The organism is Gammaproteobacteria bacterium, from assembly GCA_041395445.1.
Classification (GTDB): Bacteria; Pseudomonadota; Gammaproteobacteria; order Xanthomonadales; family Marinicellaceae; genus NORP309.
Window position 1 is genome coordinate 60312 of record JAWLAO010000005.1, and the last position, 15686, is coordinate 75997.

General features: G+C 36.1%; 20 protein-coding genes and 1 other RNA gene. 7 read left to right on the plus strand and 14 right to left on the minus strand.

The window, feature by feature from the left end:
* The first annotated feature begins 129 nt into the window (after positions 1-129).
* From paaD to R3F25_09440, 5 genes are all read left to right on the plus strand, one after another.
* On the plus strand, positions 130-576 hold the full coding sequence (gene paaD / locus R3F25_09420; protein ID MEZ5497036.1) for a 1,2-phenylacetyl-CoA epoxidase subunit PaaD: 447 nt from the start codon (positions 130-132) through the stop codon (positions 574-576).
* Between the two features lie 135 nt (positions 577-711).
* Positions 712-1865 (plus strand): IS3 family transposase gene (locus R3F25_09425; GenBank protein MEZ5497037.1). Its coding sequence is split into 2 segments (ribosomal slippage): positions 712-961 and positions 961-1865, totalling 1155 coding nucleotides; the frame shifts between segments, so codons are not numbered across the junction.
* A 70-nt stretch (positions 1866-1935) separates the two neighbouring features.
* Positions 1936-5097: a zinc ribbon domain-containing protein gene (locus R3F25_09430; GenBank protein MEZ5497038.1), complete on the plus strand. Its 3162-nt coding sequence runs from the start codon at positions 1936-1938 to the stop codon at positions 5095-5097.
* 20 nt (positions 5098-5117) lie between these two features.
* Positions 5118-5663 carry a zinc-ribbon domain-containing protein gene (locus R3F25_09435; protein ID MEZ5497039.1) on the plus strand — a complete coding sequence of 182 codons (546 nt, stop codon included), beginning with the start codon at positions 5118-5120 and terminating at the stop codon, positions 5661-5663.
* A 165-nt stretch (positions 5664-5828) separates the two neighbouring features.
* Complete coding sequence (locus tag R3F25_09440; protein MEZ5497040.1) at positions 5829-6569, plus strand: hypothetical protein; 741 nt, start codon at positions 5829-5831, stop codon at positions 6567-6569.
* Positions 6570-6688: 119 nt separating this feature from the next.
* On the opposite strand, the gene R3F25_09445 is transcribed toward R3F25_09440, so the two are convergent.
* The 3 genes from R3F25_09445 to R3F25_09455 all read right to left on the minus strand — a co-directional run bounded on the left by R3F25_09445 (position 6689) and on the right by R3F25_09455 (position 8008).
* On the minus strand, positions 6689-7006 hold the full coding sequence (locus R3F25_09445) for a hypothetical protein (protein MEZ5497041.1): 318 nt from the start codon (positions 7004-7006) through the stop codon (positions 6689-6691).
* 66 nt (positions 7007-7072) lie between these two features.
* Positions 7073-7747 carry a hypothetical protein gene (locus R3F25_09450; protein MEZ5497042.1) on the minus strand — a complete coding sequence of 225 codons (675 nt, stop codon included), beginning with the start codon at positions 7745-7747 and terminating at the stop codon, positions 7073-7075.
* A gap of 48 nt (positions 7748-7795) precedes the next feature.
* The gene (locus R3F25_09455; protein ID MEZ5497043.1) at positions 7796-8008 is read right to left on the minus strand and encodes a hypothetical protein; all 213 of its coding nucleotides are present in this window, start codon (positions 8006-8008) and stop codon (positions 7796-7798) included.
* Between the two features lie 148 nt (positions 8009-8156).
* Here R3F25_09455 and R3F25_09460 point away from each other — a divergent pair, with 148 nt between their 5' ends.
* Positions 8157-9212: a 2Fe-2S iron-sulfur cluster-binding protein gene (locus R3F25_09460; GenBank protein MEZ5497044.1), complete on the plus strand. Its 1056-nt coding sequence runs from the start codon at positions 8157-8159 to the stop codon at positions 9210-9212.
* Positions 9213-9222: 10 nt separating this feature from the next.
* Here R3F25_09460 and rpiA read toward each other — a convergent pair whose 3' ends face one another.
* The 5 genes from rpiA to R3F25_09485 all read right to left on the minus strand — a co-directional run bounded on the left by rpiA (position 9223) and on the right by R3F25_09485 (position 11209).
* Positions 9223-9888 carry a ribose-5-phosphate isomerase RpiA gene (gene rpiA, locus R3F25_09465; protein ID MEZ5497045.1) on the minus strand — a complete coding sequence of 222 codons (666 nt, stop codon included), beginning with the start codon at positions 9886-9888 and terminating at the stop codon, positions 9223-9225.
* Positions 9881-10465 (minus strand): 5-formyltetrahydrofolate cyclo-ligase, encoded by a 585-nt coding sequence (locus tag R3F25_09470; GenBank protein ID MEZ5497046.1) that lies wholly within the window; start codon positions 10463-10465, stop codon positions 9881-9883. The genes rpiA and R3F25_09470 overlap by 8 nt, the downstream gene beginning before the upstream one ends.
* 15 nt (positions 10466-10480) lie before the next feature.
* Positions 10481-10668: non-coding RNA, 6S RNA (ssrS, locus tag R3F25_09475), on the minus strand.
* 44 nt (positions 10669-10712) lie between these two features.
* Positions 10713-10982 (minus strand): cell division protein ZapA, encoded by a 270-nt coding sequence (locus R3F25_09480; GenBank protein MEZ5497047.1) that lies wholly within the window; start codon positions 10980-10982, stop codon positions 10713-10715.
* On the minus strand, positions 10979-11209 hold the full coding sequence (locus R3F25_09485; GenBank protein MEZ5497048.1) for a TIGR02449 family protein: 231 nt from the start codon (positions 11207-11209) through the stop codon (positions 10979-10981). The genes R3F25_09480 and R3F25_09485 overlap by 4 nt, the downstream gene beginning before the upstream one ends.
* A gap of 110 nt (positions 11210-11319) precedes the next feature.
* Between R3F25_09485 and R3F25_09490 the strand changes: the two genes are divergently transcribed.
* Positions 11320-11886, plus strand: a complete 567-nt coding sequence (locus tag R3F25_09490; protein MEZ5497049.1) for a UPF0149 family protein — start codon at positions 11320-11322, stop codon at positions 11884-11886.
* A 16-nt stretch (positions 11887-11902) separates the two neighbouring features.
* Here the strand turns inward: R3F25_09490 and rapZ are convergent, their stop codons facing one another.
* From rapZ to lptC, 6 genes are all read right to left on the minus strand, one after another.
* A complete protein-coding gene (gene rapZ / locus R3F25_09495; GenBank protein ID MEZ5497050.1) occupies positions 11903-12775 on the minus strand; it encodes an RNase adapter RapZ in 873 nt (290 codons plus the stop codon).
* Entirely contained in the window at positions 12776-13225 is a 450-nt protein-coding gene (locus R3F25_09500) for a PTS sugar transporter subunit IIA (GenBank protein MEZ5497051.1), read from the minus strand.
* A gap of 127 nt (positions 13226-13352) precedes the next feature.
* Entirely contained in the window at positions 13353-13676 is a 324-nt protein-coding gene (raiA, locus tag R3F25_09505) for a ribosome-associated translation inhibitor RaiA (protein ID MEZ5497052.1), read from the minus strand.
* A 218-nt stretch (positions 13677-13894) separates the two neighbouring features.
* A complete protein-coding gene (gene lptB, locus R3F25_09510; protein ID MEZ5497053.1) occupies positions 13895-14614 on the minus strand; it encodes an LPS export ABC transporter ATP-binding protein in 720 nt (239 codons plus the stop codon).
* A 7-nt stretch (positions 14615-14621) separates the two neighbouring features.
* On the minus strand, positions 14622-15161 hold the full coding sequence (gene lptA / locus R3F25_09515; protein MEZ5497054.1) for a lipopolysaccharide transport periplasmic protein LptA: 540 nt from the start codon (positions 15159-15161) through the stop codon (positions 14622-14624).
* Positions 15124-15684 carry an LPS export ABC transporter periplasmic protein LptC gene (gene lptC / locus R3F25_09520; GenBank protein MEZ5497055.1) on the minus strand — a complete coding sequence of 187 codons (561 nt, stop codon included), beginning with the start codon at positions 15682-15684 and terminating at the stop codon, positions 15124-15126. Before lptC ends, lptA begins: the two co-directional genes overlap by 38 nt.
* Positions 15685-15686: the final 2 nt, after the last annotated feature.

The following is a 15686-nucleotide window of genomic DNA, read 5'->3' on the forward strand; positions in this document are numbered from 1 at the left end:
ATGAATTGCCAATTTATATTATCACAACATGTTTTAATTTTATCCGTACTCTTTGGAGTTATTGACTTATAATATTTGATTGTTAGATTTTAACCTTTTATTGCTAATTTTCACTAGGTTTTTTATATTATGTCAAGCAGAATAGAACAACTCCTTTCTCAAGTCACCGATCCGGAAATTCCGGTATTGTCTCTCTATGATTTGGGTGTGATTCGAAAAGTTGAAGAAAACGATACAGCGATTATAGTGACTATCACGCCGACTTATTCCGGATGTCCGGCAATGGATTTGATGGAAAAGAATATTATCGAACTCTTAGAAAATAACTTTGATAAAGAGATTAAAGTCATCACTCAGCTTTCTCCGGCATGGACGACCGACTGGCTCACCGAAGCAGGTAAAAAAGCTTTATTTGAATACGGAATCATGCCTCCCAGCCCCAAAGGTGAAGTGATTTGTCCGCAATGTCGGTCAAAAAATGTTGTTCTCATCAGTCAATTCGGCTCAACTGCCTGTAAGTCCTTATACAAATGCAATGACTGCCTTGAGCCTTTTGATTATTTCAAGTGTCATTAAACCACTTGAATCACATCATATATCAGTAAGCTGTTTTGACTTCAATCAAGAAACCAAAGTCAATATAGGGGTTCTACCCCGATTTTACGGACACATCTGAAAAGGTTATTATAAACCATTTAAACAGAGGTGTTTATGACAAGCAGAAGAAAGTTTTCCAAAGAATTTAAACAGGAAACAGTTAAATTATCCTATCAAAGTGGTATTTCCCTGAGTGAACTTGGCGAAGAACTCGGGCTGAATGCTAATATGATTAGTCGTTGGCGACGGGAACAGGCAGCCGAAGGTGAAAAGGCCTTTTCAGGAAAAGGTCATGCTCGGGATGAAGAAATGGCACGGTTGAAACGAGAACTTGCCAGAGTTAAGAAGGAACGGGATTTTTTAAAAGAAGCGGCAGTGTTCTTCGCAAAGGACACGAAGTAAAGTATCAAACAATCGAGCATTGTCGCGATAATTATCCGGTAGCAATGATGTGCAAACAGCTAAAAGTATCAACCAGTGGCTATTACGACTGGCGAAATAGAGAAGCCTGCAAAACAAAGCAGGACAATACCATTTTGCTGGGGAAAATAAAAGAAATTCATGACGAAAGTGATGGCGTTATCGGTTCGCCAAGGATGACAGAAAAACTTAATTCCATTGGTTATTCTTGTAGTCCCAATCGTATTGCCAGGCTTATGAAAGTCAATAATATCAAAGGTATCCCGCAGAAGAAAAAGTGGCTATCCAAAAAATCAACGGCTCGTCCTGATGGCATAATAAATCACCTTAACAGGGATTTTAATGCACAGAATGTTAATACCAAATGGGTCACAGATATTACTTACATCAAGACAGCTGAGGGCTGGTTGTATCTTTGTGTTGTTATTGATTTGTACTCAAAAGTTGTTATTGGTTGGTCAATGAGTCAAAACCAAACAACACATCTGGTGATTCAGGCAGTGTTGATGGCTTTGTGGCAAAAGGAGAAATCAGAAACAGTGATTTTACATTCTGACAGAGGTAGCCAATTTACCAGTGATGACTATCAGAAATTTTTATTTGATAACAATGTTATTTGCTCAATGAGTGCTGTTGGTAGTTGTGCTGACAATGCAGCATGTGAAGGATTCTTTGGTGTTATGAAAAGAGAAAGAGTAAATCGTAGAAACTACAAAACCAGATCACAAGCAAGAGCAGATATTTTTGATTATATTGAACGCTTCCATAATCCGGTAAAAAAGCGTAAACTAGAGAAAAAATTAAATTATGAAAAACACTTTTCTAAAATGTCCGTAAAATCGGGGTAGAACCCTAGTTTTATAATTTAAAAGAGGTGTGATCACTTCGATTGAGTTATTAAATTTGTGAGGTTTCAATATGAGTCAATTGTATTGTTCTGAATGCGGTGCGAAACTAGAAAACAATGCTAAATTCTGTGGTGAATGTGGTCATGCAGTTGAGATAGAACTGGTTGAAACTCAGAGCAATTGTTCCCATTGTGGTCATTTAATCCAAGAAAGGGAGTTATTTTGTTCTGAATGTGGTTATGCAATAGGAAATCTCGGAGGGCAATTCAATGCAAATATAGGGAAAGCAGACATTGATAGTCAACAGCTAAATAATAGTTCACACCCTAAACCAAAGTTTTGGTCGAGTCTAACTGCACTTCTGACTTTATCTCTGCTTGCATGGTATTTCATTGTTGAAAAGGATCCAAACAGTTCATTTCGACCTACTCGAAGCAACCTCGGGACTATTAGTTCAGTTCAAACCGACTCGCTTGATTTGTATCCGCATCCCGGTATTCATATTACTTCTTTAAAAAATGCTTTAGATAAACCGAGAACATTCAAAGCGACTGAAATATCGAATTCTAAACTTGATCAATTAGCTGAAAAATTAATAGAAAAAGGAGTTATTCCCTATAAAGGTTTTGATATTAATGCCGGCATGAGTGAAACAGAACGATTTAGAAAGCCGGTAACCATCGCTATGAACTTGAATGAATTGGCGATACCTGTTGAGCTCCAACCACATACGCATTTGGCTTACATTGATAAAACTGGTCAGTTACGACGCATTCACAGTTATTTTGAAAACAATCAAATTAAATTTGATACTTATCATAATGTCCACATTATTCTGTGGATAGCTTTAGGAGCAGTTTCTTATTGGGGATATGAGGAAGGTGTCTTTAATGAAGAATTAGCTGTATATCCGGATGGTTTCTTTAAAGCGGATTATCGATTTTATTTATGGGAGTCTGAAAAAATTAATTATTTCATTCATTATCCCAAAAAATGGAAGTCGATTCGTCCGGATATTGTTAGTAACCATTTAAAAAAGTTAAAAAAAGTTATGGATAAACATAATCTGGATGGAATTCATAATAGAGAACAAGCCTTAAAAGCTTACGCCAATATTTCAAAAGATAAAGAATATTCGGATTTAATGAAAGTTATGCGAGATAAAAAGTGGGTTTTAGAAAATTATTTCCCACAAAAAGTGGCAAACGCTGTTAAAGCATTGGATCTAGCAATTAAATATACAAACTCACGAGGATTTAGAAGCCCGGGTTATTCAGGAATACCGGTAGAGCCTGATATCTATATTCAGGAAAAAAGTATGGGGGCGAATTTATACGGCGAAGTTAGAAATGGCTGGACCACTCGGTCTTTTATGGTTCTGGATGGAACAAAAATTCCTGATGCAGATATCTTAAGTATGAGTTCATCACAATTAGCTGCCTATAATTCACTTAAAACAACAACACTTCATGAGTATTTTCATTTGGTGCAATCTGCTTACAGTTTTGTTGAGATGCAAAAACAACTTTGGTTTGCTGAAGCCACCGCAGTTCAATATGAAGCAGAAGCCGGCAAATACTATCTGAATAATAATTGGGCAACATCATGGGATTATACCAGTAGAACTTATGACGGTTTTTTCAAAAAGATGGATTTAAAATCCGGACAGATTCAAGAATTACAACAACACGGATACAGTATTTCATATTTTTTGGAGTATTTAAGAGACAAGTACTATGGTAAAACAGGGAATGAGTTTTTGCCAAAACTATTAAATGATTATGCCGGAGTTTTATCCGGCAACATAACTAGTTTGATTGATGTCACATCAGGTGAAGAGTCACGATTCATTGATGATTTCAGGATTTATGCACGAAAAATCAGGAATGAACTAGTGAGTTATAGGGCGTCAGTTTTAAATGATGAAAAATTAGTCTATTCATGGCGATTTAATGACAGTAATCCATTATCTGCTCCGGGAATGAAGATTTCTTTGAAAGAGAAAAATCCAAATGCACTTGAAGATGCTGTTTTAGTTATCCGAGATTCATCTGGATACTCAGAACAGACAGAAATTCATTGGTCTTTTGATAAACGCAACTGGAAAATACTCCAAGTAGGGATTCCTGTTGCAATCGACTCACTTAAAACAAAGCAAAACATTTATTTACAGAGGATTGAGGCTTATATTGAAGCACAGAATAATCCGGTAAAAAAAGCATCAACCGATATTTATTTCCTTTTGAAACCAAAAAATGCCGCTAAAGTAACAATTAACAAACCTTATTTTCAAATTGAAATTCCCAAAAGTTCTTTGATGAAAAACAAAGAATCGGAAGGCAGTTTGGGACCATATATTCAGGCGATAGAGATTGAAGTTACAACACCTGAAACTAATAAACCTGTACGGTTGTGGTTATCAGATGGCAATATGACTACTAAGTTTGAGACTGAAAAGTTGCTAGGTAGATTAACTCCTGATGGAAGAGGGAATTACAATCTTAAAGTATCATACCGAGAATGTGCACATAAGGGTCAAAATATTTGTGGAGCATGGAGTCCAAATGTGTATATGAGTATTAAATCTGACAAGAAAGAGAACCAAGGAAAGCTAACAAAAGCGCTTGATGTGAGTAAGACAGTAAACTTATTGTGGACACCACAATGGAAACAGTCATGGTTTTCAGGTGATAGGAATGATCGGTGTCGTCCATATTATGATTCACCACAACCATTAATGGCAAATATTGATGCCGTTTACTCTCTTTCAGTTTCGATATCCGGTGATGAAATTGAGTCCGTCAGCGAAAAAGATTTATCAATATATTTGAACACCAAAAAAAATGTAACAGTAAGCCTGGGATTTGATGCGAGTTTATCGAAAAACAAAGATATTTTGGACTGGCAAAATGCTCATTATGATCAACAGTATGCGATTTCAGGATATGAAATTTCGGTGAATGGCAAAGTATTAAAGGGTAAGAACGCAACCTTCAATATTCCTCCCGGGAAATCAACAATTTCAACCAGTATATTTTTAAAAACAACAGGGATTTCCACATTCAAAGCGATCAGAAATGCTCATGCTTGTCAACCTGTTATGATGGAATACGATTCAGGAAATATTAAAGAAATGAGTTTGGGTTCAATAAAAATATACACTAATGGCAAGCCAAAAACTCTTTCCGGAGGGAATCCGTTTGGTGGTATCAGGAATAAAGATAGAGATTAAATGTGAAACAGAGAAATGAAATGAAAGATCAGAGTTGTTGTAAAAATTGTGGAGCAGTTCTTAGAGAGTATGCAAAGTTTTGTACAAATTGTGGAAAGCCGATTCTTCATGATTCTGCTCAGGTAAAAACGATAAATTTTCAAGATCAAAACCCTAGTAATAATAGTAAAAAAAGTTTAGCTCCAATTGTTTGGGTGGTCATTGCTTTGTTATTCGCGGGTTATTTTGTAACAAATTATTTTTTTGATGAAACAAAAGAGGACTCATTGGTGCATAAAATCGAAGCTCCTGAATTACAAGGTCAGTGGTATGATTTTACCGGAGTTCTTTTAGGTGATAAAACCGCAAGTATCGAATTTACTAATCAAGGTGATATTTTTATTGGTCAGTCATCGAATGATAGAATTAATATTGAACTGATACCAACGAAAAAACATGAGTTCAATGCAAATGTTACTTTGCATGGTGTTAAAGGTGAATTTTATGTGATTTATTATCATGACAAGAAAACACTTGAATTCCACAATATACTGACCAAATCCACTTGGAAAATTACAAAAAACTAAATGAGACTCAATATGAATCAATGCGATTACTGCGGAAATGAATTGAAACCCGGTGCAAAATTCTGCACTCAATGTGGTAAAAAAGTGGAACCAAAAAAGGTGTCCAAAAAGAAACTTGACAAAAAAATACGCACTGTTGTTAACAAGACAAATGAAGAGTTATTTATGAATATTAATAACAATATTCGGTTAAATAATAGTCAAACAAAAATTGTTAAGAGATTCAGTTTCTTGGCTTTTGTATGTGGTTTGATTTTGATTTTAGCGATGGCAGATTTAGACTCATTTCATATTCATCCGGCAGTTACATTTGTTTCTATATTTCTCATGCTGGTTTTTATCGCTATTGCATATATGTTTAGAAGTCGAGAGAAAAAACTGCAAACACTAATTACCGGAGAAAATTTGATAGCTCATTGGACTCTGACAAATGATGAAAAATACCAGTATAGCAATTATCTTTATCAGAAAGAAAAAGCAGAGAATTTATCAAAGTGGATATTGTTGAGTATTCTTTTTTTGGTTGTATTTGGTATCACTATTCTGATTATAGAGGAAGCAAAATTGGCAATGTTTTTTATAATGACAGGGTTCATTTGTTTCTTTGCTTTCATAGCTTTCATCATGCCTGTTTACTATAGAAACAAAAATATGAGAGCCGATGGAGAAATACTAATTGGACAGAAATTTGCTTATGTGAATGGCTATTTTCATAATTGGGATTTTCCACTTTCGGGTTTAAAGAAAGCTAAAATAATAAAAGAACCATTTCGTGGCTTATTAATTCATTATTTTTATACAGATAGAACTTTCGTTAATCAGGAAATGCTATATATTCCTGCAAATTCGGAGATTGATTTGGATTTTATAGTTCAAAATCTTCAACAACATAGCAAAAAGACGTGAAGTGTTTAGATTCATTTTCCCAATTGCATAGAATCGAGCAAAGAGACCTCCCTCTAAAAATCAAAATCATAAAATCTGAGGAGATACTAATTTGTAACTCCTCAGTAATTTGATTGAAGTTAATATTCTAACTGTTCAAAACCGTTTGCAAATATTAAATCAGGTACTATGTACTGAATTGTTAAAACAGGTGGTGTCGAGCCTTCGCGACTGGATACCCCTCTGGCGTTACCTGAATTGACTTCATCTCCTTTAATCAACCAACCATGATTGCTATTCGCATCCTGAACCCAGGCAGTAACATCATTAACTAAATCTGTAGAGCTTAGAAATTGTATACTTGAGGAGTTCTGATCAAAAGGTGCGGAAGCTGATGCAGAAGCTGTAAAGTCACCACCCGGATTTGTCCAGTTATCGGTGTTGAAAAAGCGATGCAACCATGTTGCATCTCTGGTTTGAGCTCCGGCACCGCTTCCACTACCGCTAGATCCAGCTTCACCCCATTAAGCAGATAAATTATGAAGAGTAGCATTAACAGTTCCAATAAATGGGCTTGATGGAGTGTTGGTAATCTCTAAATCGAGTTGAGCATCAATAATGGTCGATTGAGGATGGATTGAAGAGACATCAAATTCAACAACAGCACGGCGTATTGCATTGCCGTTTGTCATTCCCAAATATAGATTGCCACCGGCTCCATTGCTGGTGCTTCCATCAACGGTTTCATATAGTGTATTGTCTTTAACAGGATTCAGTTGTGTGGTTTGTGGGATTTCATAACTGACAAGCAATGATGGTCTCGATGATGCTGTTTGATGTTCTCGTGAAGCAAATCTTTGAGCAAAACCACTAGAGATTTCGTCACCTATAAGAATCCAATCAAAGTTTGTTGCTGGAGAATCTAACCAATTTTGAATGTCATCAATCATTCCATTGTTTTGAAATGTATATCCTCCCTGAGATGATATTGATAAACTTGCCGAGGGTGTTCCCAGATAGTCCCCACCGGGAGTCATCCAGGAAACGGTATCATAGAAACTATGTATCCATGTCGCATCATTGGTTGTTGAGGCAGTACCAGCGCCTTCCGGACCGCCTGCATCAGAAGTTCCTTCTCCCCAACTTGATGTAATAGTATGTAAATTGACAGTTTGAGTGTTTCCTCTACTTTTATTCATAGTTAAATGGAGCTCTACATCAGTTATGACTGCACCCGGGGGAATATTTCAGGCTATATCAAATGCAATAACGGCTCTACGTAAACTTACTCCTGAAGACTGACGTGTTTTACCTACAAAAAAGTTTTGTCCAGCACCATTACTTAAATGCCCAGTTGCACTTTCGTATAATGTATTGTCTTTTGTTGGTGCTAAAGTGACTGTCGCAGCATTTAGTAATGAAGTTGTTAATATTGAAATAATAAATAATGTTTTATTCATGTTAATCCCCTTTTTCGAATCTTTTCTAGCATATCATAAGTTCTTTGATAACGGCTCAGTTAATCAAATATTGTTGAATTATCATGAATGTTTCATTTCAAATTGGGCTCCATGATAGAATAACGCAACTTTGTAATCGCTAAGCAGAATGTACGAATTTCATAAATTAAAAATCAAAAACATTGAACAAGAAACTAAGGATGCCGTTGTGTGGACATTGGATGTTCCTGAGCATGAAAAAGAAGTTTTCAAATGGAAAGCCGGGCAACATTTAACGTTTAAATATGATTTCAATGGTGAGGAACTAAGACGTTCGTATTCAATCCTTTCTCCAACCGATGGAGATGAGCTGAAAGTTTTAATTAAGAAAGTCGATCAGGGTCGATTTTCCGAACCGGCTCAGACTCAATATCAAATTGGGCAGACTGTTGAGGTGATGCCGCCAATTGGTAATTTTATATTATCCCCTGAGAATAACTCCAACTATGTTTTAATCGCAGCCGGAAGTGGAATTACTCCAATATTATCAATGGTTTATGAAGTTTTAAATCAATCAAATAGTCACGTCAATTTGTATTATGGAAATGGCACAGTTGAAGGAACTTTACTAAAAAAACAACTGACTGATTTAAAAGATAAATTTGCTGAGCGGTTATCTGTCAGCTATTTTCTCAGTCGTGAACCAATTGATATTGACCTATATTCCGGCAGAATTGATGCTGATAAGATCAACAAAATTTACCATAAAGAACTTAAAGAATTAAATATCTCGGGATATTATCTTTGTGGTCCCGGTGAAATGATTACGTCTGTTAGTACCGCTTTAAAAGAAAATGGTGTCGATACTCGTAGTATTCATTCTGAGTTTTTCTTATCAGAAGATCAGGTGATAAGGGATAGTAGTGAGAAAGCTTCATCAACCGATAGTGGTGTGAGCGTCACCATAGATGGCGTGACATCACGTTATGATATTAAACAAGGAGATGAGAAAACTTTATTGGATGCTGCATTAGATAACGGAATCAACATGCCATATTCATGTAAAGCAGGTGTTTGTGCGACTTGCCGATGTAAACTGGTTGAAGGTGAAGTTGAAATGATTGAAAACTATTCACTCGAAGACTGGGAACTTGAGCAAAATTATATTCTTAGTTGCCAATCTATACCTAAAACCAACAAAATTGTTATTGATTACGATAGTTGAATGACTCGTTTTATGCTTTTTGAGTCATAATTCCTGCATCAGTCGCAATCAATGTCGAAAATGCTTTTTGATGAGCAAAAATTCCGTTACAAACAACTCCGGCAATGGAGTTGATTTTGTCTTCTAATTCCAAAGGATTGATGATATGCATGTTGTGGACATCGATGATAATGTTTCCATTGTCTGTAGTAAAACCTTCTCTGAGCTGAGGTTGCCCTCCGAGTTTGGCAATGGTTCTTCCAACATGAGATTGAGCCATTGGAATGACCTCAATTGGAAGCGGAAATTTTCCTAAAACTTTGACCATTTTGCTTTCATCGACGATACAAATAAACTTATCACTGGCAGCTGCAATAATTTTTTCACGAGTGAGAGCACCACCACCACCTTTGATTAAACGATTGTGCGAATCACATTCATCAGCTCCGTCAATGTAGAGTGATAACGGTCCTGTTTGGTTGAGCTCTCTGACATGAAAGCCATGTTCTTTTAAACGACGGGTAGTTTCTTCCGAACTCGAAACACAGGCTTCAATTCGGTTTCTGACTTTGGGTAAAACATCAATAAGGCAATTCACGGTTGAACCGGTCCCAATTCCGACAACCATGTCGTAATCATCAAAATACTCGAGAGCAGCCAGAGCAACTTGTTGTTTCAGTTCTTGTTGTTTATTCATGTTTAATCTCAATTGTTTCATTATTGGTAAAAATGATATCCATTGGAATATCCCAGTTGTCAGATTTCAGGGTAGGGCACTGCTGAAAATTATATGCAACTCCTGCTAGTTTTGTTTTTTGTTTATTATTTGAGTTAGAAAAATACCGATCATAAAAACCACCACCATAACCCAGTCTTGAACCGTTTCTATGATATCCAACTAATGGCATTAGGCAAAGGTCAATTTGCGATGAATTAACTGTTTGGTTGTTTTCTGGTTGTGGAATTCCATATTTATTGTTTACTAATTCCGAATCCAATGTGTAACCCCGAAACTCCATGTCGGAGTTATTCAGCACATACGGTAATAAGAAAGTTTTGGGATTTCCTTTCATGTTAACCAGACTTAGCAAGTCCACTTCATTATTAATTGGATAATAAAATGCAATCGTTTGGCTTTGGATAAATACCGGATGTGACAAAATTTGTTGGCAAACTGACAAACTGAGTGAGTGTACTTGTTCCGGTTTGAGTTCTTTGCGTTGTTGAATGAGCTTGCGTCTGAGGTTTGGTTTGATGGCTTGGAATCCTCTCAAGTTTCAAGTGATGCGATGTAAACCACACATGCCGTTGTGCTTGAGGCGACCTTGGAACCTGAGGTTCAAGGCGGCTGACTCTCAATTCTTTAGGCTTTCTGTTACACGACAGACATGCTCACAGAAATTGATTGTGTCATCCAAAAAGGATCAATTACGGACCAAGGGATATGCTGAAACACTATCGCACATGGTAGTTTACACCTTGAACTCCATTATAAAACTTTTAATGGATTGCCACAAGGGTTTAAAGAGATTCGATATTTTTTTTGAGTTCGTTGTTTAATGAACTGATTCTGTCTTGGGCTTGCTTGAGTTGTAAAGTATCGTGGCTGATATTCAAAGCGGCCATAATTGCTATTTTATCAATTGATAAGCCGGAATTGCTGTTTTTAATTGTGCGCATGGTATTATCCAAATAATCAGCAGCGGCAATTAATGATGGTCTTTCTTCATCAGTTGCTGCGAATTGGTACTCTTTGTCAAGGATTCTGACTGTGACTTTATGCTGGCTCATGCGGATTTTTGTTCGAGTGCTTTAAGGCGTGAAATCATGGATTCCAGTCGGGAACGAGCTTGATCGTTCTTTTGTAACAAGAGGGCTTTTTCGTGAGTTAAAGATTCCATCTTAGTTTTTAAGGCTTTATTTTCAATCTCATAGCGATTAATCAATTCAAGTGCTGTTTGAATTGATTGCTCCAGAGATAAAACCTCTTCAAGAAATGCATTTTTACTCTTGTCCATACGCTAAATAATAAATGGCAAAATCCAAAAGGTCAACTAACTTATTATATTTTCCTTTCAAGATTATGAAAAATCAGGGAAAATATGCACTTTATCACATTAACAGGATTATGATACCTTATAAACCATTTGCAAATCATTTAACAGAAAATAAAGTTATCGCTACTCCGGCTGAGTTACATGGCCATGTTTGTGGAATGCTGACAGTTAATTTTGAGTTAAAGGCGAATGAATGGATTGAGATTATTCTCGAAGATTATTGTTTTGATTCCGTTGATAAAAATAACCTGTCAACAGTTTTAGAATCGCTATTTGAATTTGCAAAAGAAAAGCTGAATTCTGAAAATTTTTCATTCAATTTATTGTTACCTTCCGATGAAGATGAACTGTCATCACGTTTGGATGCATTATCCAGTTGGTGTTCCAATTTCTTAAGTGGTATGGCTTACGCCGGTTTTAAGTCTTTGGGTCAATTATCTGAAGAAGCAAACGAGTTCATCCAAGACTTGGAAAAAATATCAAAAGTGGAAACTAATTATGACGGTTCACAAGGCGAAGAGGCGGATTATTATGAATTGGTTGAATACGTTAGAGCCGGTACAATGATTGTTTATGGAGAATTTGCTTCACAAAATAATCAGAAAACAACAAACTCTTCAAGTCAGACAGTCAATTAATTCAATTGATAAAGATTTAATCAAGTTCTCTGTGCTGGATGAGAATGTTTTTTCGAGATAAACTCAATTCACGATAGATTTTTTCCACTAAATAAACAGAACGGTGCTTGCCTCCGGTGCATCCGATAGCAATAGTTAAATAACTTCTGTCGTGTTCATCAAATTTAGGAAGCCACTTCTTAATCAAATTGAAAATATCGTTAAAGTAGTCGGCTACGACTTCTTTGCTATCCAAATATTCAATGATTGGTTTATCTTTTCCACAAAATTCGCGTAATGATTTTTCCCAAAATGGATTTGGCAAGCATCTGGCATCAAATACGAAGTCTGCATCAAAAGGAACCCCTCGTTTGAATGCGAATGATTGAAGTAAAACAGAAAGCCCACTTTCGGTATTAGTGCTGACTTGCTTCCAGATTTTGTCACGAAGCTGAGGAGCTGTGGTTTTACTGGTATCAATTAATAAATCTGACATTGTTGCCAAAGATTCCAGTAATTCTCTTTCGGCTCTGATGGCTTGAGATAATGAAAAATTGTGTTCGCTGTTTGATAAAGGATGAGAACGTCGGGTTTCAGAATAGCGTTTTAGCAAAGTTTTATCGTCAGAACTGAGAAAAAATAGTCTGATTGAAATGATTTTACCATACTTTTCTTTCAGTTTTTCAATGATTGCAGGAAACTTCTTCAGCGCCGTTTCAGTGCTTCTGATATCAATTCCAATAGCAACCCGTGAATAATCAATGTGCTCCTGACTGATATGTTCGACAAAATGCTCAAACATTTCAACCGGTAAATTATCGACACAATAAAAGTCCAAATCCTCGAGTGTTCTAAGTGCGATGGTTTTGCCCGAGCCGGACATTCCTGAAATAATGAGTAATTCTTGCATTTAAGTGTGTTCGTTAAAAATTATTTCCCTGATTTCATTAGCGGATTGAGCATTAATGATTGCTCGATACAATCGGTATTTTTTAAAAAAAGTGCCAATATTTCTGAGTAATTCCAAATGAAATTCATTGGTTTCTTTTGGAAAAATGACACAGACTACTAACTGTACTAATGTTTCATCCACGCTCTCATAATTTGACGGAGTGTTTAATACAAATATTCTGACTCGTACTTCACGGTTTTTTAAGCATTTGCCATGGGGAATGGCAACTCCATTTCCAAGTGAGGTAACACCTATTTTTTCTCTTTGAACTAATGCCTCATAAATCTCTTGAGTCTCTTTTGCATTTTCTCCGGCTTTGATTGCGAGCTGCTCAAAGAGGTGTTTTTTGCTTCGAAAAGGAAAATTGAGTTCAATATTTTGAGTTTCTATGTAGTCAATCAGCTTCATATAATTTATTCAAAATCAGTTGTTGAATTTTAGCATGAAACTCTATCAGGTAATGGAAAATTTTGTTACTTTGAAGGATAGAAACCCTTAGAGAATTTTGTATTTCTCTAAGGGTTTGTATGAAGAATCAGACTTCTTGATATTTTAAAGGCTCACTACGGTGGCGGGTGCTGGTTAGTTTATCCTTATGTCTTCTGATTTGTTTATCAAGCTTGTCAATCAGAAGGTCAATGGCTGCGTATAAATCCTCCTCTGTGGACTCTGCAAAAATTGTTTTGCCGTTAATGTGCATTGTTGCTTCAGCTTTGTGCTCGAGTTTTTCAACACTTAAAATTGCATGGACTTTAATGACCTGATCAAAGTGACGTTTAATTCTTTCGAATTTATTGGTTAAATAATCTCTCATTGAAGTTGTAACGTCGATTTGATGACCGGTGATGTCTATATGCATAGCATTCTCCTTCTAGATTTTATTAAAAAAAGGGCGTACATTTGAAAAGGCTTTAAATGATTTGCCCGTTGGATTTGAACTATGGTTTGTTTAATATTAAACCATATTTCATATAGGAAATCTGGATACGAATATTGGAAATTCAAGAGTTTAACTTTCCAAATTGTGTAAATTTTTCATAAGTTCAAGATACACAATTTTTTTATAAAAAGCAAGTTTTACATTCTAAAGTTTTCACCCAGATAGACGTTTCTCACATCTTCGTTACTGATGATTTGTTCCGGCATTCCTTCGGCAAGTATCACACCATCATTCAGGATATAGGCACGATCACAGATTCCCAGAGTTTCACGAACATTATGATCGGTTACCAGAACTCCAAGACCTCTGTTTTTTAAGTGTGTGACAATTTTTTGTATGTCAATCACTGATATTGGATCAACTCCTGCAAAGGGCTCATCGAGAAGAATGTATTTCAAATCCAGTGCTAATGCTCTGGCAATTTCAACTCTTCGTCTTTCTCCGCCTGAAAGGCTGATTCCAAGCTGATCATGAACGTGGTCAATATTGAGTTCTTCCATGAGTGATTCAGCATGAATATTTCTTTGCTGTTTGTTTAAATCTTTGCGGAGTTCAAGAACAGCAAGAATATTTTGTCTCACCGTCAGTTTTCTGAACACTGAGGCCTCTTGCGGCAAATAACCCAACCCTAATCCGGCCCGAAGATGGATTCCGTAGTCGGTGGCATTGACGTTGTCTATCAGAATTTCTCCGGAATCTGCATGAACAAGTCCGACAATCATATAAAAACAAGTGGTTTTTCCGGCACCGTTGGGACCGAGCAGCCCAACAACTTCTCCGGCACCGACTGTCATCGAAACATCTTTGATGATTTTTCTTTTCTTATAAGATTTTACAAGGTTGTTTACTACAATCATCGGTGATTTATTGTTCTTTGGATTTCGGTTTTAGAATGAGTTTAACTCTTTGATTTTGAGCTTTAACACCTTTGATTTCTTTGGTTTTTAAGTTCATAGTGATTTTTTCACCAGTCATCTCACCTTGGATTTTGCTTTTAATGGACACATTGCCTGTCATAATAAGCATGTCATCTTTGACCATGAAGTCAATTTTGTTGGCAACAACTTCCAGTTTGCCAAATTCCTTATCAATAAATTGTTCCATTTCTACAGGCTTTCCTGTAAGCTCAATCTTTGTGATACCATCTTTGTTATTGTGTACGATAGCTTCATCAGAACTGACTTTTAGAGTTCCTTGCTCAATACTGATATTGCCCCAGTATTTGATTTGACTTAAGCCGTCTTTAACCTCAGGTAAATTAATGAAATTGTCACCCATAAGAACAAAATCGGCATCTTTATCAGATTTTAAAGCCTGAATTTGCGAACTGAATATCATCAGAACGATCAATAAGTTAAAGATAAATTTATTGTTTGCTTGATGATTTGTATATTGCTTTGACATTGTCATTGACCTCTAAAATTTCTTTTTTCATATCCAGTTTGGCAATTTCACCGGACATGGTGAATGGTGTCTGGTTAAAAACGATTCCATTATTAGTGTATGCGGTGCTATTATCAAGTTTTACCAATAAACTGTTAGCAGTAAAACTGGATTTTTTATCTCCAAGTATCGATGAAGCCTTCAACTCTTCGGTAAAATTAATTTCGTTGGTTTTATTGTTATATTCGGCTTTTTCAGAAAAAATTTGCCAATGTTGCTTGGCATCGTCATACGTCCACATCTTTGGTTTTGATATCAATATTAACTCTGAATCAGTGTAACGAATTAACCCTGGTGAGGTGAATTTACCAACCAATTTCCCACTCTCGTCAGTAATTTTTAATTCCAGATTCTCAACTGAATAGCCTTTTGTGAACGGTTTGTTAGATTGTTGTTTTTCCAGATTAAAAAATATTTGCCAGATTGAGTAAATTAATATGGCAAGAACCAGAAAAAGTAAAATATGTTTTTGTTGTTTAGTCATTT